21 protein-coding genes are annotated in these 20,025 nt (G+C 59.8%); 19 read left to right on the top strand and 2 right to left on the bottom strand.

Annotated elements, in window-relative coordinates:
* Window positions 1–144: 144 nt before the first annotated feature.
* From iscR to AAEZ05_RS22410, 19 genes are all read left to right on the top strand, one after another.
* Window positions 145–636, top strand: a complete 492-nt coding sequence (iscR, locus tag AAEZ05_RS22500; RefSeq protein WP_007903581.1) for a Fe-S cluster assembly transcriptional regulator IscR — start codon at window positions 145–147, stop codon at window positions 634–636.
* Between the two features lie 50 nt (window positions 637–686).
* On the top strand, window positions 687–1,901 hold the full coding sequence (locus AAEZ05_RS22495; RefSeq protein ID WP_045057717.1) for an IscS subfamily cysteine desulfurase: 1,215 nt from the start codon (window positions 687–689) through the stop codon (window positions 1,899–1,901).
* 84 nt (window positions 1,902–1,985) lie between these two features.
* The gene (iscU, locus tag AAEZ05_RS22490) at window positions 1,986–2,372 is read left to right on the top strand and encodes a Fe-S cluster assembly scaffold IscU (protein ID WP_003443374.1); all 387 of its coding nucleotides are present in this window, start codon (window positions 1,986–1,988) and stop codon (window positions 2,370–2,372) included.
* A 28-nt stretch (window positions 2,373–2,400) separates the two neighbouring features.
* The gene (gene iscA, locus AAEZ05_RS22485) at window positions 2,401–2,724 is read left to right on the top strand and encodes an iron-sulfur cluster assembly protein IscA (protein WP_028620147.1); all 324 of its coding nucleotides are present in this window, start codon (window positions 2,401–2,403) and stop codon (window positions 2,722–2,724) included.
* 8 nt (window positions 2,725–2,732) lie between these two features.
* Complete coding sequence (gene hscB, locus AAEZ05_RS22480; RefSeq protein WP_045057718.1) at window positions 2,733–3,245, top strand: co-chaperone HscB; 513 nt, start codon at window positions 2,733–2,735, stop codon at window positions 3,243–3,245.
* Between the two features lie 51 nt (window positions 3,246–3,296).
* The gene (hscA, locus tag AAEZ05_RS22475) at window positions 3,297–5,162 is read left to right on the top strand and encodes a Fe-S protein assembly chaperone HscA (RefSeq protein ID WP_045057719.1); all 1,866 of its coding nucleotides are present in this window, start codon (window positions 3,297–3,299) and stop codon (window positions 5,160–5,162) included.
* Window positions 5,162–5,503: an ISC system 2Fe-2S type ferredoxin gene (fdx, locus tag AAEZ05_RS22470; RefSeq protein ID WP_045057720.1), complete on the top strand. Its 342-nt coding sequence runs from the start codon at window positions 5,162–5,164 to the stop codon at window positions 5,501–5,503. Before hscA ends, fdx begins: the two co-directional genes overlap by 1 nt.
* 14 nt (window positions 5,504–5,517) lie before the next feature.
* Window positions 5,518–5,718 (top strand): Fe-S cluster assembly protein IscX, encoded by a 201-nt coding sequence (gene iscX / locus AAEZ05_RS22465; protein WP_045057721.1) that lies wholly within the window; start codon window positions 5,518–5,520, stop codon window positions 5,716–5,718.
* A gap of 88 nt (window positions 5,719–5,806) precedes the next feature.
* Window positions 5,807–6,232 (top strand): nucleoside-diphosphate kinase, encoded by a 426-nt coding sequence (ndk, locus tag AAEZ05_RS22460; protein ID WP_007916882.1) that lies wholly within the window; start codon window positions 5,807–5,809, stop codon window positions 6,230–6,232.
* 28 nt (window positions 6,233–6,260) lie between these two features.
* Window positions 6,261–7,403 carry a dual-specificity RNA methyltransferase RlmN gene (gene rlmN, locus AAEZ05_RS22455; RefSeq protein WP_045057722.1) on the top strand — a complete coding sequence of 381 codons (1,143 nt, stop codon included), beginning with the start codon at window positions 6,261–6,263 and terminating at the stop codon, window positions 7,401–7,403.
* A gap of 17 nt (window positions 7,404–7,420) precedes the next feature.
* The gene (gene pilW / locus AAEZ05_RS22450) at window positions 7,421–8,179 is read left to right on the top strand and encodes a type IV pilus biogenesis/stability protein PilW (protein WP_045057723.1); all 759 of its coding nucleotides are present in this window, start codon (window positions 7,421–7,423) and stop codon (window positions 8,177–8,179) included.
* Window positions 8,179–9,195, top strand: coding sequence for a RodZ domain-containing protein (locus AAEZ05_RS22445; RefSeq protein WP_350648932.1), 1,017 nt, complete (start codon window positions 8,179–8,181; stop codon window positions 9,193–9,195). Before pilW ends, AAEZ05_RS22445 begins: the two co-directional genes overlap by 1 nt.
* Before the next feature lie 3 nt (window positions 9,196–9,198).
* Window positions 9,199–10,308 carry a flavodoxin-dependent (E)-4-hydroxy-3-methylbut-2-enyl-diphosphate synthase gene (gene ispG, locus AAEZ05_RS22440; protein ID WP_045057725.1) on the top strand — a complete coding sequence of 370 codons (1,110 nt, stop codon included), beginning with the start codon at window positions 9,199–9,201 and terminating at the stop codon, window positions 10,306–10,308.
* A gap of 36 nt (window positions 10,309–10,344) precedes the next feature.
* Window positions 10,345–11,634: a histidine--tRNA ligase gene (gene hisS / locus AAEZ05_RS22435; protein ID WP_045057726.1), complete on the top strand. Its 1,290-nt coding sequence runs from the start codon at window positions 10,345–10,347 to the stop codon at window positions 11,632–11,634.
* Between the two features lie 42 nt (window positions 11,635–11,676).
* A complete protein-coding gene (locus AAEZ05_RS22430) occupies window positions 11,677–12,318 on the top strand; it encodes a tetratricopeptide repeat protein (RefSeq protein ID WP_045057727.1) in 642 nt (213 codons plus the stop codon).
* Window positions 12,311–13,462, top strand: a complete 1,152-nt coding sequence (bamB, locus tag AAEZ05_RS22425) for an outer membrane protein assembly factor BamB (RefSeq protein WP_045057728.1) — start codon at window positions 12,311–12,313, stop codon at window positions 13,460–13,462. Before AAEZ05_RS22430 ends, bamB begins: the two co-directional genes overlap by 8 nt.
* 234 nt (window positions 13,463–13,696) lie before the next feature.
* The gene (der, locus tag AAEZ05_RS22420) at window positions 13,697–15,166 is read left to right on the top strand and encodes a ribosome biogenesis GTPase Der (protein ID WP_045057729.1); all 1,470 of its coding nucleotides are present in this window, start codon (window positions 13,697–13,699) and stop codon (window positions 15,164–15,166) included.
* Between the two features lie 224 nt (window positions 15,167–15,390).
* A complete protein-coding gene (locus AAEZ05_RS22415; protein ID WP_350648930.1) occupies window positions 15,391–16,539 on the top strand; it encodes a pyridoxal phosphate-dependent aminotransferase in 1,149 nt (382 codons plus the stop codon).
* Window positions 16,527–17,318, top strand: a complete 792-nt coding sequence (locus AAEZ05_RS22410; protein ID WP_350648928.1) for an amidohydrolase — start codon at window positions 16,527–16,529, stop codon at window positions 17,316–17,318. Before AAEZ05_RS22415 ends, AAEZ05_RS22410 begins: the two co-directional genes overlap by 13 nt.
* A gap of 149 nt (window positions 17,319–17,467) precedes the next feature.
* Here the strand turns inward: AAEZ05_RS22410 and leuA are convergent, their stop codons facing one another.
* Together leuA and AAEZ05_RS22400 are read right to left on the bottom strand one after the other, a co-directional pair.
* Window positions 17,468–19,147, bottom strand: a complete 1,680-nt coding sequence (gene leuA / locus AAEZ05_RS22405; RefSeq protein WP_350600819.1) for a 2-isopropylmalate synthase — start codon at window positions 19,145–19,147, stop codon at window positions 17,468–17,470.
* Between the two features lie 364 nt (window positions 19,148–19,511).
* Complete coding sequence (locus tag AAEZ05_RS22400; RefSeq protein WP_205893958.1) at window positions 19,512–20,015, bottom strand: L,D-transpeptidase family protein; 504 nt, start codon at window positions 20,013–20,015, stop codon at window positions 19,512–19,514.
* Between the last annotated feature and the right edge of the window lie 10 nt (window positions 20,016–20,025).

Here is a 20,025-nt window from a genome sequence, read left to right as displayed (position 1 = left end):
GCGGTGTGCCATTACGCCGCATACCCTGCTATGATACCGCCGCTCTTTTGCGGGTAATCCTGACTAAAGTACTAGGTCTTATAGTTGACTTAAATACTCGGGAATTGCATACTCGCCCCATTCCGAACTCCGTGGTAATTGTCCATGCGACTGACTACAAAAGGCCGATACGCCGTGACCGCCATGCTCGACCTGGCGTTGCACGCGCAGCACGGGCCGGTGTCCCTGGCCGATATCTCCGAGCGCCAAGGCATCTCCCTGTCCTACCTCGAGCAGCTTTTCGCCAAGCTGCGTCGTAGCAACCTGGTTTCCAGCGTCCGCGGTCCGGGCGGCGGCTACCAGCTGTCGCGCGACATGCAGGGCATCCAGGTGGCCCAGGTGATCGATGCGGTGAACGAATCGGTCGACGCCACCAAGTGCCAGGGCCAAGGGGATTGCCATCAAGGCGACACCTGCCTGACCCACCACCTGTGGTGCGACTTGAGCTTGCAGATCCACGAATTTCTGAGCGGTATCAGCTTGGCTGATCTTGTCACTCGCCGTGAGGTACAAGAAGTAGCCCAGCGTCAGGACCAGCGTCGTTGCAACAGCAAGGCGCCGCGCCTGGACAAGATTGAAGCGTCCGCCGTCGAATGACAGCCAAAGAGCTAGCGGCACGCCAGCCAGCCTGATTTAGGAGATAGTCCATGAAATTGCCGATTTACCTTGATTACTCTGCGACCACCCCGGTTGATCCGCGTGTAGCGCAAAAGATGAGTGAATGCCTGCTGGTCGACGGAAACTTCGGTAACCCGGCGTCCCGTTCCCACGTGTTTGGCTGGAAAGCCGAAGAGTCGGTCGAAAACGCTCGCCGTCAGGTTGCCGACCTGGTGAATGCCGACCCACGTGAAATCGTCTGGACCTCCGGTGCCACCGAGTCCAACAACCTGGCAATCAAGGGCGCGGCGCATTTCTATGCGACCAAGGGCAAGCACCTGATCACCACCAAGATTGAGCACAAGGCTGTCCTCGACACCATGCGCCAACTGGAGCGTGAAGGTTTCGAAGTGACCTATCTCGAGCCTCAGACTGACGGTCTGGTAACGCCGGCCATGATTGAAGCAGCGCTGCGCGACGACACCATCCTGGTGTCGGCCATGCACGTGAACAACGAAATCGGCACCATCAACGACATCGAAGCCATCGGCGAACTGCTGCGTTCGAAGGGCATCCTGTTCCACGTTGACGCGGCTCAGTCCACTGGCAAGGTCGAGATCGACCTGCAGAAGCTCAAAGTCGACATGATGTCGTTCTCGGCGCACAAGACCTATGGCCCTAAAGGCATCGGCGCGCTGTACGTCAGCCGCAAGCCGCGTGTGCGCATCGAAGCGACCATGCACGGCGGCGGTCACGAACGTGGCATGCGCTCCGGCACCCTGGCGACCCACCAGATCGTCGGCATGGGTGAAGCCTTCCGCGTAGCCAAGGAAGACATGGCTGCCGAAAACGTGCGCATCAAAGCCCTGAGCGACCGCTTCTTCAAACAGGTCGAAGGCCTGGAAGAGCTGTACGTCAACGGCAGCATGACCGCCCGCGTACCGCACAACCTGAACCTGAGCTTCAACTACGTCGAAGGCGAGTCGCTGATCATGGCGCTCAAGGACCTGGCGGTTTCGTCCGGTTCGGCCTGCACCTCGGCATCCCTTGAGCCTTCGTACGTACTGCGCGCCCTGGGCCGCAACGACGAACTGGCACACAGCTCGATTCGCTTCACCTTCGGTCGTTTCACCACCGAAGAAGAAATCGACTACGCCGCGCAGAAAGTCTGCGAGGCCGTTACCAAGCTGCGCACCTTGTCGCCGCTGTGGGACATGTACAAAGACGGTGTCGACATTTCGAAAATCGAGTGGGCGGCACACTGATTTCAAGTCGCCGCAAACCGGCCCTGCCAACCTTCGGGCAGCAGGGCTCAAGAGCGACTCTCTGATGAGTGAGGATTGAGAATCATGGCTTACAGCGAAAAGGTCATCGACCACTACGAGAACCCGCGCAACGTCGGCAAGATGGACGCGGAAGACCCTGATGTCGGCACCGGCATGGTCGGCGCTCCGGCGTGCGGCGACGTGATGCGCCTGCAGATCAAGGTCAACGAGCAAGGCATCATCGAAGACGCCAAGTTCAAGACCTACGGTTGCGGTTCGGCGATCGCCTCCAGCTCCCTGGCGACCGAGTGGATGAAAGGCAAGACTCTGGATGAAGCAGAGACCATCAAGAACACTCAGCTGGCTGAAGAGCTGGCGCTGCCACCGGTAAAAATTCACTGCTCCGTGCTCGCTGAAGACGCCATCAAGGCGGCCGTTCGCGACTACAAGCAGAAGAAAGGCTTGATCTAAGCATTGGGCGACGAGTAAGGAGTCAACGATGGCTATCAGCATGACAGAAGCGGCTGCTCGACACGTGCGACGCTCCCTTGACGGGCGCGGCAAAGGTGAGGGGATTCGTCTGGGTGTTCGCACCACGGGCTGTTCCGGCCTTGCCTACGTGCTGGAGTTTGTCGACGAGGTGGTTGCAGAGGACCAGGTGTTCGAGAGTCACGGCGAGAAAGTGATCATCGACCCCAAGAGCCTGTCCTACCTGGACGGCACCGAGCTCGACTTCGTCAAGGAAGGGTTGAACGAAGGCTTCAAGTTCAACAACCCCAACGTGCGCGGTGAATGTGGCTGCGGCGAAAGCTTCAATATCTGAGGCTGATCGTGGGTACTCCTTGTCATTTCGCTTTATTTGAGCTGCAGCCGAGTTTCAACCTGGACCTCGACCAGCTGGCCACGCGCTACCGTGAGTTGGCGCGCGGCGTTCATCCGGACCGTTTTGCAGACGCTTCCGAGCGCGAGCAGCGGCTGGCGCTGGAGCAATCCGCGAGCCTCAACGAGGCCTACCAGACGCTCAAGAACCCCCCGAAGCGCGCGCGATACCTGCTCGCCATGGGTGGTCGCGAGTTGCCGTTGGAGGTCACGGTGCATGATCCGGAATTCCTCCTGCAGCAGATGGAGCTGCGTGAAGAGCTCGAAGACCTGTCCGATATGGACGGTGTTGCAGCGTTCAAGCGCCGCCTGAAGCTCGCCCAGGATGAACTGAACCAAAGCTTCGCAGCCTGTTGGGATGATGCAGCGCACCGTGATCAGGCCGAACGCCTGATGCGACGCATGCAGTTTCTCGACAAGCTCACCTACGAAGTGCGCCAGTTAGAAGAGCGCCTCGACGATTAACCCAGTGCCGCTCCGGTCGCACGCCTGATATACAGATAAGTCCTGATAACGATGGCCCTACTGCAGATCGCCGAACCCGGCCAAAGTCCTCAACCGCACCAGCGTCGTCTGGCTGTGGGGATCGACTTGGGCACTACCAATTCGCTGGTCGCTGCGTTGCGCAGTGGTCTTTCCGAGCCCCTGGCCGATGCTGGCGGGCAGGTCATCCTGCCGTCCGCCGTGCGCTACCACGCCGACCGCGTCGAAGTGGGCGAGTCGGCCAAGCTGGCTGCCGCCACCGATCCCCTGAACACCGTGCTGTCGGTCAAGCGCTTGATGGGTCGTGGTCTGTCCGACGTCAAGCAGCTGGGCGACCAACTGCCTTACCGCTTTGTCGGTGGCGAGTCGCACATGCCGTTCATCGAGACGATCCAGGGGCCGAAAAGCCCGGTTGAAGTCTCTGCCGATATCCTCAAGGTGTTGCGCGAGCGCGCTGAAGCGGCCCTGGGTGGCGAGCTGGTCGGCGCGGTGATTACCGTTCCTGCCTATTTCGATGATGCCCAGCGCCAGGCCACCAAGGATGCGGCCAAGCTGGCCGGCCTTAACGTGCTGCGCCTGCTCAATGAGCCGACGGCGGCTGCGGTGGCCTACGGTCTGGATCAGCATGCCGAAGGCCTGGTCGCCATTTATGACCTGGGCGGCGGCACCTTCGATATTTCGATTCTGCGCCTCACCGGCGGTGTGTTTGAAGTGCTGGCCACCGGTGGCGACAGCGCCCTGGGCGGCGATGACTTCGATCACGCGATTGCCGGCTGGATCATCGAGAGCGCCGGTTTGTCTGCCGATCTCGACCCGGGTGCGCAACGCAGCCTGCTGCAAACCGCGTGCGCGGCCAAGGAAGCGCTGACCAATGCGGCATCGGTTGAAGTGACCTATGGCGACTGGAAAGCCGAACTGAGCCGTGAAGCCTTCAATGCGCTGATCGAGCCGTTGGTCGCTCGCAGCCTGAAAGCCTGTCGCCGGGCGGTGCGCGACTCGGGTATCGAGCTTGAAGAAGTGCACGCAGTGGTCATGGTCGGCGGTTCGACTCGTGTGCCGCGAGTTCGCGAAGCAGTGGCCGAAGCCTTTGGTCGTCAGCCCCTGACTGAAATCGACCCGGATCAAGTGGTGGCCATCGGTGCCGCGATCCAGGCCGATACCCTGGCGGGCAACAAGCGCGATGGCGGCGAGTTGCTGCTGCTGGACGTGATTCCGTTGTCCCTGGGCCTGGAAACCATGGGCGGCCTGATGGAGAAGGTGATTCCGCGTAACACCACCATCCCCGTTGCCCGTGCCCAGGACTTCACCACCTACAAAGATGGCCAGTCGGCCATGGCGATCCATGTGCTGCAGGGTGAGCGCGAGCTGATCAGCGACTGCCGTTCCCTGGCGCGCTTCGAGCTGCGCGGCATTCCGGCCATGGTGGCGGGTGCGGCGAAAATTCGCGTGACCTTCCAGGTCGATGCTGACGGCCTGCTCAGCGTTTCGGCCCGTGAATTGGGTTCGGGCGTGGAAGCCAGCATCCAGGTCAAGCCGTCCTACGGCCTGACCGACGGCGAAATCGCCAAGATGCTCAAGGATTCGTTCCAGCATGCCAATGACGACAAGGTGGCCCGCGTACTGCGCGAGCAGCAGGTCGACGCCCAGCGCCTGATCGAGGCGGTGCAGGCGGCCCTTGAGGTCGATGGCGAGCGCCTGCTCGACGCCGAAGAGCGCATGGTCATCGACATGCAGGTTCAGGAACTGACCGAACTGATGAAAGGTACCGATGGTTACGCCATCGAGCAGCAGACCAAGCGTCTGTCGCAAGTGACCGATGCCTTTGCTGCCCGCCGTATGGATTTGACGGTGAAAGCCGCTCTGTCGGGGCGCAATCTGAATGAAATCGAGGATATCTGATGCCGCAGGTCATTTTTCTGCCCCACGACAAATTTTGCCCGGAGGGCATGGTGGTCGAGGCTGAGCCGGGTACTTCCATCCTGGATCTGGCGCACGAGCACCACATCGAGATGGAAAACGCCTGCGGCGGCGTCTGTGCCTGCACGACCTGCCACTGCATCATCCGCGAGGGTTTTGACTCGATGGAAGAGGCTGACGAGCTGGAGGAAGACTTCCTCGATCGCGCCTGGGGTCTGGAAGCGCAATCGCGCCTGGCGTGCCAGGCTATCGTTGGTGAAGAAGACATCACCGTCGAGATTCCGAAGTATTCGCTCAACCACGCTGCCGAAGCGCCGCACTGATTGGTACTACTGTCATGAGTTATGGTTGGAATGATGTTCAGCGCATTGCAGAAGAACTGGCCGAATCCAAGCCGGATGTCGATCCAATTTCTGTCAATTTCGTAGACCTGCAGCGATGGATCATGGAACTTCCCGATTTCGACAACACCTCTGGCCGCTGTGGCGAGAAAGTGTTGGAAGCGGTTCAGGCACTTTGGATCGAAGAAGCCGACTGATCGTCCTCGCAGGTTAGGCAATACCAAAGAACCCGCGTATAATTCGCGGGTTTAATTTTTCACAAATTATCGTTTCTGGAGTTACACCATGGCTGTTCAACGTACTTTCTCCATCATCAAGCCTGACGCTGTTGCAAAAAACGTCATCGGCGAGATCACCACTCGTTTCGAAAAAGCCGGCCTGCGCGTTGTAGCTTCGAAACTGAAGCAACTGTCCAAAGCCGAAGCTGAAGGCTTCTACGCTGAGCACAGCGCTCGTGGTTTCTTCGGCGACCTGGTTGCTTTCATGATCTCCGGCCCGGTTGTTGTCCAGGTTCTGGAAGGCGAAAACGCTATCGCTCTGAACCGTGAGCTGATGGGCGCTACCAACCCTAAAGAAGCTGCTGCCGGCACCATCCGTGCTGACTTCGCTGATTCGATCGACGCCAACGCTGTACACGGTTCGGACTCCGAAGCCGCTGCTGCTCGCGAAATCTCGTACTTCTTCGCAGCTACTGAAGTAACCACTCGCTAAGCATTGGCTTAAGAGTGAAGGTGAATCCATGACTACATCGACTGTAAAAACCAACCTGCTGGGTCTGACTCAACAGGAAATGGAAAAATTCTTCGACTCGATCGGGGAGAAGCGTTTCCGTGCCGGTCAGGTAATGAAATGGATTCACCACCTTGGCGTCGATGATTTCGACGCCATGACGAACGTCAGCAAGGCCTTGCGCGACAAGCTCAAGGTTATTGCCGAAGTTCGCGGTCCTGAAGTCGTCAGCGAGGACATTTCCACCGACGGTACCCGTAAATGGGTCGTGCGCGTGGCGTCCGGCAGCTGCGTCGAGACCGTCTACATTCCCCAGGGCAAGCGCGGCACTCTGTGCGTTTCGTCCCAGGCAGGCTGTGCCCTGGATTGCAGCTTCTGCTCCACCGGCAAGCAAGGTTTCAACAGCAACCTCACCGCCGCCGAAGTCATCGGCCAGGTGTGGATTGCCAATAAATCGTTTGGCAGCATCCCGGCGACCGCCGACCGTGCCATCACCAACGTGGTGATGATGGGCATGGGTGAGCCGCTGCTGAACTTCGACAACGTCGTGGCCGCCATGCATCTGATGATGGATGACCTGGGCTACGGGATCTCCAAGCGCCGCGTGACCCTGTCCACTTCGGGCGTGGTGCCGATGATCGATGAGCTGTCCAAGCACATCGACGTGTCCCTGGCGTTGTCCCTGCACGCACCCAATGACGCATTGCGTAATCAATTGGTGCCGATCAACAAGAAGTATCCACTTAAGATGCTGCTTGAGTCGTGCCAGCGCTACATGTCGTCCCTGGGCGAAAAGCGCGTGCTGACCATCGAGTACACCTTGCTCAAGGACATCAACGACAAGGTCGAGCACGCGGTCGAGATGATCGAGCTGCTCAAGAATATCCCGTGCAAGATCAACCTGATTCCGTTCAACCCGTTCCCGCATTCCGGCTACGAACGCCCGAGCAACAATGCGATTCGCCGTTTTCAGGATCAGCTTCACCATGCCGGCTTCAATGTCACCGTACGCACCACCCGCGGTGAAGACATCGATGCCGCGTGTGGCCAATTGGTAGGGCAGGTGCTGGATCGCACCCGTCGCAGCGAACGTTATATCGCCGTGCGCGAGTTGAGCGCCGAAAACGATATCGCACAGAACGCCGCGAAATAAAGTAAGAGAGGATCTCTATGTCCCTGCGCTTTGCGCTGCTATTGCTGATGGCCAGCCTGTGTGCTGGTTGTGTCCTGTCGGGTGACTACAACCCGATGAAGACCAGCAAGGGCCGCGACGAAGCGCGTGCTGCCTATGTACAGCTGGGGCTGGGGTATCTGCAGCAGGGTATGACGGAGCGCGCGAAGGTGCCGTTGAAGAAGGCCCTGGACCTGAACAGTTCGGATCCTGACGCCAATGCTGCACTGGGCCTGGTGTTCCAGGCCGAGATGGAGCCGGAACTGGCCGACGAGCATTTTCGCAAGGCACTGTCTTCGCGCCCCAACGACGCGCGAATCCTGAACAACTACGGCAGTTTTCTCTACGAAGAGAAGCGTTACAAGGAAGCCTACGAACGCTTCGAACAGGCCGCTTCCGACTCCCTGTATCCTGAGCGCTCGCGAGTGTTCGAGAACCTGGGCATGACCGCTGCGAAGCTTGGAGAGCGTGACCTGGCGCTGCAGCAACTGGAAAAAGCCCTGCGCTTGAATCGTCAACAGCCACGCGCTTTGCTGGAAATGGCTGAGTTGTCGTACGAAGACAGGCATTATGTGCCCGCGCGTGACTATTACGATCGTTTTAGCCTGCTCACCGAACAAAATGCACGTAGTCTATTGCTCGGCATTCGTCTGGCAAAAGTGTTTGAAGATCGCGACAAGGCTGCCAGTTATGGCCTGCAACTAAAACGACTCTATCCCGGTACGCCGGAATATCAGCAATACCTGTCGGAGCAATGATGAAAGCGGCGCATCCCGAAGTTGTAGCAGCGAATCGCGTTAACCCCGGTGAAACCTTGCGCCAGGCCCGCGAAAGCAATGGCTGGTCGCTGGCTGAAGTGGCGCTCAAGCTCAACCTCACCGTCAACTCCCTGACCAATCTTGAGGCCGGCGCATTCGACAAGCTGCCGGGGCATACCTTTGCGCGTGGTTATATCCGTGCCTATGCCAAGTTGCTCGGCATGGACCAGACCGCCCTCGTCCAGCAATTCGACCAATCCACCGGCACCGATTCCCAGGGCAGCAATGTGCACAGCCTGGGCCGTATCGAAGAGCCGGTGCGGGTTTCCCACACCATTTTGCGAATCGTCAGCCTGTTGCTGCTGGTTGCCGTGATCGGCGGTGGTTTCTTCTGGTGGCAGGATCAAACCTCCCAGCGTGCCAAGGACCTGACCACCTTGAGCCCGGAGCACGTCGAAGTCGAAGGTGCCGATGGCACCACGCAGATCCATCCGCTGGACGAGCCGGAAGACCAGGCCGTCGTGGAAGGTCAGGCCGAGGGCGCAACCTCGCTGGCACTGCCGCAGACCAACACTGCGGCGCAAGATGAAGCGATTGCCCCAGGCGCTGCACCGAATACACAGACCTCACCGTCCGTGCCTGTGCCAAATACTGCGCCGGCCGCTGCGACCCCGGCGACTCCTGCTCCTGCCGTTCCTGCCGTGCCAGCGCCGGTGGTGACTGCTCCGGTTGCGCCAAGTGTTGCTGCCGTTGCACCGACTACGGCAGTGGCCGGCCAAGGCCAGGTTTCATTGCAATTCACCGCCGATTGCTGGACACAAGTTTCCGATGGCACCGGCAAGGTGCTGTTGAGTGGTCTCAAGCGTAAAGGCGAAAATGTTTCCGTCAGCGGCAAGCCACCCTTTGCCGTGCGTCTGGGCTACGCCCGTGGCGCGCAGGTCAGCTATAACGGGCAGGTGGTTGATGTCGCTCCGTTCACCAGTGGCGAGACTGCTCGCCTGAAGTTGGGTCAATAAGTCATGCACGGCGAATCTCCAATCAAACGTCGCGAATCGCGCAAGATCTGGGTCGGTAATGTGCCCGTGGGCGGCGATGCCCCTATCGCTGTGCAGAGCATGACCAACAGCGATACCAACGACGTCGCGGCCACCGTGGCCCAGATCAATCGTCTGGAAGCGGCGGGCGTCGACATCGTGCGCATTTCCGTACCGGACATGGACGCTGCCGAGGCGTTTGGCAAGATCAAGCAGCTGGTCAAGGTGCCGCTGGTTGCCGACATCCACTTCGACTACAAAATCGCTTTGCGTGTCGCTGAGCTGGGTGTTGACTGCCTGCGCATCAATCCTGGCAACATCGGTCGCGAAGACCGCGTACGTGCGGTGGTCGATGCCGCCCGTGATCGCGGGATTCCGATTCGCATCGGGGTCAACGCCGGTTCCCTGGAAAAAGACCTGCAGAAAAAGTACGGCGAGCCAACGCCGGCTGCGCTGGTCGAATCCGCCCTGCGCCACGTCGAGCACCTGGAGCGCCTGAATTTCCAGGACTTCAAGGTCAGCGTGAAGGCCTCCGACGTGTTCATGGCCGTCGAAGCCTACCGTTTGCTGGCCAAGGAAATCGTCCAGCCGTTGCACCTGGGCATCACCGAAGCCGGTGGTTTGCGTTCAGGCACGGTGAAATCCGCCGTGGGCCTCGGTATGCTGCTCGCCGAAGGGATTGGCGATACTATTCGCATCTCGTTGGCGGCTGATCCGGTCGAGGAAGTGAAAGTCGGTTACGACATTCTCAAATCCCTGCACTTGCGTTCACGGGGCATCAACTTCATCGCCTGCCCGAGCTGCTCGCGGCAGAACTTCGACGTGGTCAAGACCATGAACGAGCTGGAAGGGCGCCTTGAAGACCTGCTGGTGCCGCTGGATGTCGCGGTAATCGGTTGTGTGGTCAACGGCCCCGGTGAAGCCAAGGAAGCCCATATCGGCTTGACCGGCGGTACACCGAACCTGATTTACATCGACGGCAAGCCGTCGCAGAAACTGACGAATGACAATCTGGTGGATGAGCTTGAACGCTTGATCCGCCAGAAAGCGGCCGAGAAGGTCGAAGCTGACGCAGCGGTTATCGCGCGCGGCTGAGCCGACTGAAGAGCCGAACGAATTTAAGGATTTATAGTGAGCAAGTCTCTGCAAGCCATACGTGGCATGAACGACATCCTGCCCGAACAGACTCCCCTGTGGCGTCATTTCGAAGGCACCGTCTCGCGCCTGCTGGATAACTACGGTTACAAGCAGATCCGCATGCCGATCGTCGAATTCACCGAGCTGTTCAAGCGTTCCATCGGCGAAGTGACCGACATCGTCGAAAAAGAGATGTACACCTTCGACGACCGCAACGGCGACTCCCTGACCCTGCGCCCCGAAGGTACGGCGGCCTGCGTGCGTGCGGTGCTGGAGCACGGTATCACCGGTGGTGGCCAGGTGCAGAAACTCTGGTACATCGGCCCGATGTTCCGCCACGAGCGCCCGCAGAAAGGCCGTTATCGCCAGTTCCACCAGATCGGTGTCGAAGTGTTCAACCTCGACGGGCCGGACATCGACGCCGAGCTGATCGTGCTGACCTGGCGCCTGTGGGGCGAGCTGGGGATTCGTGACGCGGTCAAGCTTGAACTCAATAGCCTGGGCACCGCCGAGTCTCGTGGTCGTTACCGCGAGGCGCTGGTCGAGTATCTTTCGGCGCGCCTGGACCAGCTGGACGAAGACAGCCAACGCCGTCTGAAGACCAACCCGTTGCGCGTGCTGGACACCAAGAACGCCGACACTCAAGCCGTGCTGGTCGATGCGCCGAAGATGGCCGACTACCTCGACGAGGAGTCCCGCGTGCACTTCGAGGGCCTCAAGGCTCGCCTGGATGCTGCCGGTATTCCTTATGTGATCAACCCGAAGCTGGTTCGCGGGCTGGATTACTACAGCAAGACCGTTTTCGAATGGGTCACCGACAAGCTCGGCGCCCAAGGCACCGTGTGTGCCGGTGGTCGTTACGATGGCCTGGTCGAGCAGATGGGCGGCAAGCCGACTGCCGGCGTGGGTTTCGCCATGGGCATCGAGCGCCTGGTGCTGCTGCTGGAAACCCTGGAGCAGATCCCGGCCGAGATTTCCCGTCAGGTCGACGTCTACCTCTGCGCGTTCGGCGAAGCCGCCGAATTGGCCGGGCTGACCCTGGCCGAGCGAGTGCGTGATCAATTGCCTAACCTGCGCCTGCAAGTCAATGCCGGCGCCGGCAGCTTCAAAAGCCAGTTCAAGAAAGCCGACAAGAGCGGTGCGTTGTATGCGCTGATCCTCGGCGACGACGAAATGGCCCAGCAAGTGGTAGGTTTCAAACCCCTGCGTGGCCAGGGCGAACAACAAAGCATTGCCTGGGATGCGCTTGCTGCACACCTGGCCACCTGCGTTGTGCAGGGTTGAAGCTGTCATAAACAGCCGATTTAGCGATTAAGGAGTATTGGGGTGTCGAGTACCGAAGACGAAAACCTGGCGGATTTGAAGGATTGGTGGACACGCAACGGCAAGCCCCTGGTTACTGGCGGCCTGTTGGCGCTGGTCATCGTGTTCGGCTGGCAGGCCTTTCAGAAGTATCAGGGCAATCAGGCACAAAGTGCCTCGATTCTCTATCAGCAATTGCTCGAAACCACGCTGACCCCTGACGGCAAGCCTGATGCCGCGCGTGTTTCGGACCTGGCCGGCAAGCTCAACAGCGAGTTCGGCGGCACCGCGTACGCGCAGTACGGCAGCCTGTTCGTGGCCAAGGTCGCAGTCGACAGCGGCAAGCTGGATGACGCAGCCACTGAACTCAAGGCGATCATTGCCAAACCGGCCAACCCGGCACTGGGCGAAATCGCCCGTCAGCGCCTGGCGCAGGTTCTGGGCGCGCAGGACAAGGCTGATGAAGCCCTGAAACTGCTCGAAGGCGACGCTGACACTGCATTCCTGGCCACCCGCGAAGAGCTCAAGGGCGACCTGCTGGTGAAACTGGGTCGTACCGATGAAGCAAACACGGCGTATCAAAAAGCCAAGGCGGCACTGTCGGACGAAGCGGCAGTAGGTGGCCTACAAATCAAGCTGGACGACCTGGCCAAAGGGGATGCGTGACGTGATCCGTTGGAAACATGCAGCATTGCTGGCCCTGGCCATTTTGGCCGCGGGTTGCAGCAGCAACAGCAAAAAGGAATTGCCACCGGCCGAGTTGACCGACTTCAAAGAAGAAGTGGTTCTGCAGAAGCAGTGGAGTCGTTCGATCGGTGACGGTCAGGGCGAAACCTATAACATGCTGGTCCCGGCGATCGATGGCGACACCATCTATGCCGCCGACGTCACCGGTGTGGTGATGTCGATGGATCGCAGCAATGGCGACGTCAAATGGGAAAAAGATCTTGAGCTGCCAGTTTCCGGCGCCGTTGGCGTGGGTTACGGGTTGGTCATGATCGGTACGCTCAAGGGCGAAATCGTTGCCCTGGATGCCAGCAGCGGTGAAGAGAAATGGCGCGCTCGCGTGTCCAGCGAAGTCCTCGCACCGCCTGCCAGCAATGGTGATGTGGTGGTGGTTCAGACTCAGGATGATCGTCTGATCGGCCTGGATGCTGCCACCGGCAACCAGCGCTGGTTGTATGACAGCACTCCGGCGGTCCTGACCCTTCGCGGTACCAGTGCTCCGATCGTGACCAACCGCCTCGCGGTGGCTGGCCTGTCGACCGGTAAAGTGGTGGCTTTGGACATCTCCAACGGCGTGCCGGTCTGGGAACAACGCGTTGCCATTCCACAGGGTCGTTCGGAGCTGGAGCGTGTGGTCGACATCGACGGCGGCTTGCTGCTGTCCGGCGGTACGCTGTACGTGGCCAGCTACCAGGGTCGCGTTGCGGCACTGGACCTGGAAAGCGGTCGTCAGCTCTGGCAGCGTGATGCTTCCAGCTATGCCGGTGTCGCCCAGGGTTTTGGCAGCGTCTACGTGAGCCTGTCGTCGGGCACCGTTGAAGGCGTCGACGAACGTACCACCACAGCCTTGTGGACCAACGATTCGCTGGCTCGTCGTCAACTGTCGGCTCCGGAAGTGTTCTCCAGCTACGTGGCTGTCGGCGACCTGGAAGGCTACCTGCACCTGCTGAGCCAGGTGGACGGTCGCTTCGTCGGACGCGAGCGCATCGACAGCGACGGCCTGCGTGCCCGACCGCTGGTGGTGGGTGACATGATTTATGTGTATGGCAACAGCGGCAAACTGGAAGCCCTGACCATCAAGTAAGAACTATGCTTGGGGATTAACCCCCAAGCGGCTTCACCGTTCGCAAACTGTAGGAGCGAGCTCGCTCGCGAAGGACGTCAACGATAACGTTGGCTTCTTGGATAAACGCAGTGTCTTGGCGTTTTTCGCGAGCAGGCTCGCTCCTACAGGAAAGCACGCAGTGATTGCCCCGAGCACCAGCCGCTGCCTAGCAGCGGCTTTTGTATTTTCTGAAATAACGAAGTGGAGAGCCGCATGGTTCCCGTAATCGCCCTGGTGGGCCGACCCAATGTCGGCAAGTCCACCTTGTTCAACCGCCTGACCAGGACTCGTGACGCCATCGTCGGCGACTTGTCCGGTCTGACCCGTGATCGCCAATACGGTGAGGCCAAATGGCAAGGGCGTTCCTACATTCTGGTCGACACCGGCGGTATCTCCGGTGACGAGCACGGTATGGACGAAAAAATGGCCGAGCAGTCGCTGCTGGCCATTGAAGAAGCGGATGTGGTGTTGTTCCTGGTAGATGCCAAGGCCGGTTTCACCGCCGCCGACCAGATGATCGCCGAGCATTTGCGCAAACGTAACAAGCGCTCCTACGTGGTTGCCAACAAGGTCGACAACATCGACCCGGAAATGGCCCGCGCCGAATTCGCCCCGTTGGGCATGGGTCACGCGATCCCGATCGCTGGCGCCCATGGTCGTGGCATTACCCAGATGCTGGAAATCGCCCTCAGCGACTTCCCGAGAGACGAGGAAGAGCCGGAAGACGGCGAAGAAGAGATCGTTGCCGAAGGTGAGGAAGCCAAGCGCATTCCTGGCCCAAGCGAAAAAGACGGGATCAAGATCGCTATCATCGGCCGTCCGAACGTCGGCAAGTCGACCCTGGTCAACCGCATGCTCGGTGAAGACCGGGTAATCGTCTATGACCAGCCGGGTACCACTCGCGACAGTATCTACATCCCGTTCGAGCGTAACGACGAGAAGTACACGCTGATTGACACCGCGGGTGTGCGCAAGCGCGGCAAGATCCACGAAGAAGTTGAAAAATTCTCCGTGGTGAAAACCCTGCAGGCGATCAAAGACGCCAACGTGGTGATCTTCGTCATGGACGCCCGCGAAGGCGTGGTAGATCACGACCTCAACCTGCTGGGCTTTGCCATCGAGTCGGGTCGTGCGCTGGTTATCGCGATCAACAAGTGGGACGGCATGACGCCGAGCGAGCGCGACTTCGTGAAGATCGAGCTGCAACGTCGACTGTTCTTCGTTGACTACGCCGACATCCACTTCATCTCGGCGCTGCACGGTACCGGCGTGGGTAACCTCTACGCTTCCGTACAGAACTCGTTCAAGTCCGCGGTTACCCGCTGGCCGACTAACCGCCTCACCCAGATCCTGGAAGATGCGGTCGGCGAGCACGCGCCACCGATGGTCAACAACCGCCGGATCAAGCTGCGCTATGCCCACTTGGGTGGTGCCAACCCGCCGATCATCGTGATCCACGGTAATCAGATCGAAAAGGTGCCGAAGTCTTACGTTCGTTACCTGGAAAACACTTATCGCCGTGTCCTGAAGCTGGTCGGTACGCCGATCCGCATCGAGTTCAAAGGCGGCGAGAACCCGTACGAAGGTAACAAGAACTCGCTCACTGACCGCCAGGTCAACAAGAAACGCCGGATGATGTCGCACCACAAGAAGGCCGACAAGAAGCGCCGCGACAAGCGCTGATTCAAGGCTTGTCCGGCTCCTGTGGGAGCGGGCTTGCCCGCGATGAACGAAAACGCGGTGTATCTGTTACATCGTGGTGCGGCCATCGCGGGCAAGCCACGCTCCCACAGGATCGGGTTCCAAAAAGGGCGCTTATGGCGCCCTTTTTTTATGGGCGCCGTATGGGCTATCCTCGGGCTCTCCCGCGCCGCCGTTAGAGCCGGGTGCAGAGCAGGGAACCACCGATGATCACCAGTAAGCTGCCGAATGTCGGCATCACTATCTTCACTCAGATGTCGCAGCTCGCGGCGCAAACCGGCGCGTTGAACCTGTCCCAGGGTTTTCCCGATTTCGATGCCCCGCAGGCGCTGTGCGACGCGGTCGGCCGGCACATCGCCCAGGGCCACAACCAGTATTCGCCAATGACCGGCCTGCCGGCCTTGCGCCAGCAGGTCGCCACCAAGATCGCTCGCAGCTACGGTATCAACGTCGATGCCGACAATGAGGTGACGATTACCCCGGGCGCCACCCAGGCGATCTTCTGCGCGATCCAGGCGGTTATCAACAGCGGCGACGAAGTCATCGTATTCGACCCGTGCTACGACAGTTATGAACCGTCGGTCGAGCTGGCCGGCGGTCGTTGTGTGCACGTGCAGCTGGGCCTGGATGATTTCGCCATCGACTTCCAGAAACTCGCTCAAGCCATTACGCCGCGTACGCGGATGATCGTGCTCAACACCCCGCACAATCCGAGCGGCGCACTGATCAGTCGCGCCGAGCTGGATCAACTGGCCCAGTTGATCCGTGATCGTGATATCTACCTGATCAGCGACGAGGTCTACGAGCACCTGGTGTTCGACGGCGTGCCCCATGTCAGCGTGCTGGCGCATGAAGAGCTGTACCAGCGCGCCTTCGTGATCAGCTCCTTCGGCAAGACCTATCACGTCACCGGTTGGAAAACCGGCTACGTGGTCGCTCCACCGGCCCTCACCGCGGAAATGCGCAAGGTTCACCAGTACGTCAGCTTTTGCGGCGTCACTCCGCTGCAGTTTGCCCTGGCCGACTTCATGGCCGAGCACCCTGAGCATGTCGAGGAGCTGCCGGCGTTCTATCAGGCCAAGCGCGACCTGTTCTGCGATTTGCTGGCGCCCTCGCGCTTGAGCTTCAAACGGGTCGCGGGCACTTATTTCCAGCTGGTCGACTATTCGCAGATTCGCCCGGACCTCAATGACGTCGACATGGCGCTTTGGATGACTCGCGAACAAGGCGTGGCCAGTATCCCGATCTCGGTGTTCTACCAGAGCCCGCCTGCAGGCCAGCGCCTGATACGCCTGTGCTTCGCCAAACGCGAGGAGACCCTGCGTGAAGCAGCGGAAAAACTATGCGTGATCTGAGTGCCTTGCCGAACCTGACCATCGCGTTGATCCAGACCACGCTCGCCTGGCATGATCGCCAGGCCAACGTGGAGCACTTCGAGCAATTGCTGGAGCAGGCGCGGGGCGCCGACCTGATCATCCTGCCGGAAATGTTCACCACCGGTTTCTCCATGGAATCCCAGACCCTGGCCGAGCCGGAGAACGGCCCCACCAGCAAATGGTTGCGGCTGCAGGCGGCGAAGTTCGACGCGGTGATTACCGGCAGTGTCATCGTGCAAGCCAGTGATGGCAGCCATCGCAATCGCCTGTTGTGGGCGCGCCCGGACGGCGAGGTGCTGCACTACGACAAGCGCCATCTGTTTCGCATGGCGGGTGAGCACAACCACTACACCCCGGGCGAGCGCCAGGTGCAGTTCGAATTGAAAGGCTGGCGGGTGCGGCCGCTGATTTGTTACGACCTGCGATTCCCGGTCTGGAGCCGTGACGCGCAGGACACCGACCTGTTGCTGTACACCGCAAACTGGCCTGGTGCACGGCGCCAGCACTGGAACCGCTTGCTGCCGGCGCGGGCGATTGAAAACCTGTGTTATGTCGCGGCGGTGAATCGCGTGGGCACCGACGGCAAGGGCTTTGCCTACACCGGGGACAGCCAGGTGCTGGATTTCCAGGGTGAGACGTTGCTGGGCGCGGGGGAGGCCGATGGAGTGTTTCAGGTGGTGCTGGATGCGGCGGAGCTTGCGGCGTACCGCACGCGGTTTCCAGCGAATCTGGATGCGGATACGTTCGAGTTCACCTGATACCCGAAAAGATCGCAGCCTTCGGCAGCTCCTACGGGGGACCGCAAGGTAGGAGCTGCCGAAGGCTGCGATCTCTTGATCTTCAAACAGCACAAACAAAAAGGCCCCCAGGTTCTCACCCAGGGGCCTTTTGCATTACAGCCAAAGCCTTACGCCGCTTTCGCTTCCGGCTGGCTCAGCGAGCGGTTCAGCGCGCTGAACAGGGCCTTGAAGCTGGCGGTGGTGATGTTCTCGTCGATACCCACACCGTGCACAGCACGCTCACCATTGACTCGCAGTTCGATGTAGGCCGCTGCCTTGGCATGGGTGCCCGCGCCGATCGCGTGTTCGTTGTAGTCCATGATTTCCACCGGAATCGGCAAGCCGGCCACCAGGGCTTCCAGGGCGCCGTTGCCCTTGCCGTTCCAGCGCAGGTTGTTTTCACCCTGGCCTTTGCTCGACACTTCGACTTCCACCGAGCTGTTGCCGTTCTCTTCCTGCAGGCGATGGCTGACCAGCGCATAAGGGGTGTTGGCTTGCAGGTATTCACGCTGCAGCAAGGCGTAGATCTGTGGTGCGGTCATCTCCAGGCCAACGCGGTCGGTTTCGGCCTGGACAACCTGGCTGAACTCGATCTGCATGCGACGCGGCAAGCTGATGTCGTATTCCTGTTCCAGCAGGTAGGCGATACCGCCTTTGCCCGACTGGCTGTTGACGCGGATCACCGCCTCATAGCTGCGACCAATGTCGGCCGGATCGATCGGCAAGTACGGCACTTCCCACAGGGTGCCTTGTTTCTGCTGGGCAAAGCCCTTGCGGATAGCGTCCTGGTGCGAGCCGGAGAACGCGGTGTGGACCAGATCGCCGACGTACGGGTGACGCGGGTGCACCTGGATCTGGTTGCATTCCTCGACGACCTTGCGCACGCCGTCGATGTCCGAGAAGTCGAGCTCAGGGTGTATGCCCTGGGTGTAGAGGTTCAGTGCCACGGTCACGAGGTCGACGTTACCGGTGCGCTCGCCATTGCCGAACAGGCAGCCTTCGACGCGATCCGCGCCGGCCATCAGGCCCAGTTCGGTAGCGGCAACGCCGGTGCCGCGGTCGTTGTGGGTGTGCAGGCTGATGATCACGCTGTCACGACGGTTGATGTGACGGCCGAACCATTCGATCTGGTCGGCATAGATGTTCGGGGTGGCGCATTCGACGGTGGCCGGCAAGTTGAGGATCATCTTGTGCTCGGGCGTCGGGTTCCAGACCTCGATCACGGCGTCACAGACGTCCTTGGCAAACTCCAGCTCAGTGGCGCTGAAGGTTTCCGGCGAGTATTCGAAGGTCCACTCGGTGTCCGGCTGCTGGGCGGCGTATTTAACGAACAGCTTGGCCGCGCTGACGGCGATTTCCTTGATGCCGTCCTTGTCCTGGTTGAACACGATGCGACGGAAAGACGGCGAAGTCGCGTTGTACAGGTGAACGATGGCTTTTTTCGCCCCGCGCAAAGATTCGAAGGTGCGCTCGATCAGGTCTTCACGGCCCTGGGTCAACACCTGGATGGTGGTGTCGTCCGGGATGTGGTTGCCTTCGATCAAGGTGCGCACGAAGTCGAAGTCGGTTTGCGAAGCGGCCGGGAAGGAGGCTTCGATTTCTTTCACGCCGACCTGCACCAGGGTTTTCCAGAAGCGCAGCTTTTTAACCGCGTCCATAGGCTCGATCAGCGACTGGTTACCGTCGCGCAGGTCCGAGCTGCACCAGATCGGCGCCGCGGTGATGGTCTTCGACGGCCAGGTGCGGTCCGGGATGTCGATGGTCGGAAACGCGCGGTACTTCGAAGACGGGTCTTTGAGCATGCTCATCGGGAAATCCTTGTTGTAGGGGCCGAAAAAAGGCGGCCTGCCGGTGGATCAAAAGTTCTGGGGATGAAGCGTAGGACGAGGCACCGCGGTTCAGCCCGGCAGTCGTGCACTGACAAGGCACAGACTGCGGTGCTGGCGAAGCTGAATGAGGGTGTGAGAGGTTTTCATGCCTTCAACCCTAACCGCGAGGGTGAAGGTTGGCAAGCGGTCGAAAAAAATTGAGAGAAATACTCTTGGGTAAGCCTTTAGCGAGATTTAATTGCTTGGATCAGCCCTGATTGTCCTAATGATTGCTGGCGGTTTAAACACCGCGCAATCGAACTGGCGTGCTTTGCAGTCTCCAGGTCCGGGTTGCAATGGGCCGTTACGGACGAATCTCGATCATCGTTCCATCCGGCACCAGGCCCCACACTTCTCGCATGTCCATATTGCGCATGGCGATGCAGCCGTCGGTCCAGTCCAGGGTATGAAACAGGTTCTCCGGGTAGTCGTAGGAATCGGGCGTGCCGTGGATCATGATCATGCCCCCCGGTGGTACGCCTTCGCGCAGCGAGCGCGCAGAGTCGGCCGCATTCGGGTAGGAGATGTGCATGGCCAGGTTAAAGCGGTCGCTGACCTTGCGCCAGTCCACCCAGTAGAAGCCTTCCGGGGTGCGCTTGTCGCCTTCCATCAGCTTGGCGCCCTTCGGTTGCTTGCCCAGGGAAATGCGGTAGGTTCGCAGCGCCTGGCCGTCGGCAATCAATTGCAATTGATGAGCGGATTTAAGCACCAACACTTTTTCGATCGGTTTGCCATCCAGGGTCACCACGGTGGAAGCCTGGGACACGGCAATGAACGACAGGCAGAACAGGGCAAGCAACCAGCGCATTAAAACGATA

The organism is Pseudomonas sp. HY13-MNA-CIBAN-0226 (assembly GCF_040310305.1).
Taxonomy (GTDB): domain Bacteria; phylum Pseudomonadota; class Gammaproteobacteria; order Pseudomonadales; family Pseudomonadaceae; genus Aquipseudomonas; species Aquipseudomonas gregormendelii.
This window is presented reverse-complemented; position numbering and strand designations above follow the sequence as displayed.

Coding starts and splice junctions, on each gene's coding strand:
- iscR (WP_007903581.1), top strand. CDS start 145: ATGCGACTGACTACAAAAGGCCGATACGCCGTGACCGCCATGCTCGAC.
- AAEZ05_RS22495 (WP_045057717.1), top strand. CDS start 687: ATGAAATTGCCGATTTACCTTGATTACTCTGCGACCACCCCGGTTGAT.
- iscU (WP_003443374.1), top strand. CDS start 1,986: ATGGCTTACAGCGAAAAGGTCATCGACCACTACGAGAACCCGCGCAAC.
- iscA (WP_028620147.1), top strand. CDS start 2,401: ATGGCTATCAGCATGACAGAAGCGGCTGCTCGACACGTGCGACGCTCC.
- hscA (WP_045057719.1), top strand. CDS start 3,297: ATGGCCCTACTGCAGATCGCCGAACCCGGCCAAAGTCCTCAACCGCAC.
- fdx (WP_045057720.1), top strand. CDS start 5,162: ATGCCGCAGGTCATTTTTCTGCCCCACGACAAATTTTGCCCGGAGGGC.
- iscX (WP_045057721.1), top strand. CDS start 5,518: ATGAGTTATGGTTGGAATGATGTTCAGCGCATTGCAGAAGAACTGGCC.
- ndk (WP_007916882.1), top strand. CDS start 5,807: ATGGCTGTTCAACGTACTTTCTCCATCATCAAGCCTGACGCTGTTGCA.
- rlmN (WP_045057722.1), top strand. CDS start 6,261: ATGACTACATCGACTGTAAAAACCAACCTGCTGGGTCTGACTCAACAG.
- pilW (WP_045057723.1), top strand. CDS start 7,421: ATGTCCCTGCGCTTTGCGCTGCTATTGCTGATGGCCAGCCTGTGTGCT.
- AAEZ05_RS22445 (WP_350648932.1), top strand. CDS start 8,179: ATGAAAGCGGCGCATCCCGAAGTTGTAGCAGCGAATCGCGTTAACCCC.
- ispG (WP_045057725.1), top strand. CDS start 9,199: ATGCACGGCGAATCTCCAATCAAACGTCGCGAATCGCGCAAGATCTGG.
- bamB (WP_045057728.1), top strand. CDS start 12,311: ATGCGTGACGTGATCCGTTGGAAACATGCAGCATTGCTGGCCCTGGCC.
- der (WP_045057729.1), top strand. CDS start 13,697: ATGGTTCCCGTAATCGCCCTGGTGGGCCGACCCAATGTCGGCAAGTCC.
- AAEZ05_RS22415 (WP_350648930.1), top strand. CDS start 15,391: ATGATCACCAGTAAGCTGCCGAATGTCGGCATCACTATCTTCACTCAG.
- AAEZ05_RS22410 (WP_350648928.1), top strand. CDS start 16,527: ATGCGTGATCTGAGTGCCTTGCCGAACCTGACCATCGCGTTGATCCAG.
- leuA (WP_350600819.1), bottom strand. CDS start 19,147: ATGAGCATGCTCAAAGACCCGTCTTCGAAGTACCGCGCGTTTCCGACC.
- AAEZ05_RS22400 (WP_205893958.1), bottom strand. CDS start 20,015: ATGCGCTGGTTGCTTGCCCTGTTCTGCCTGTCGTTCATTGCCGTGTCC.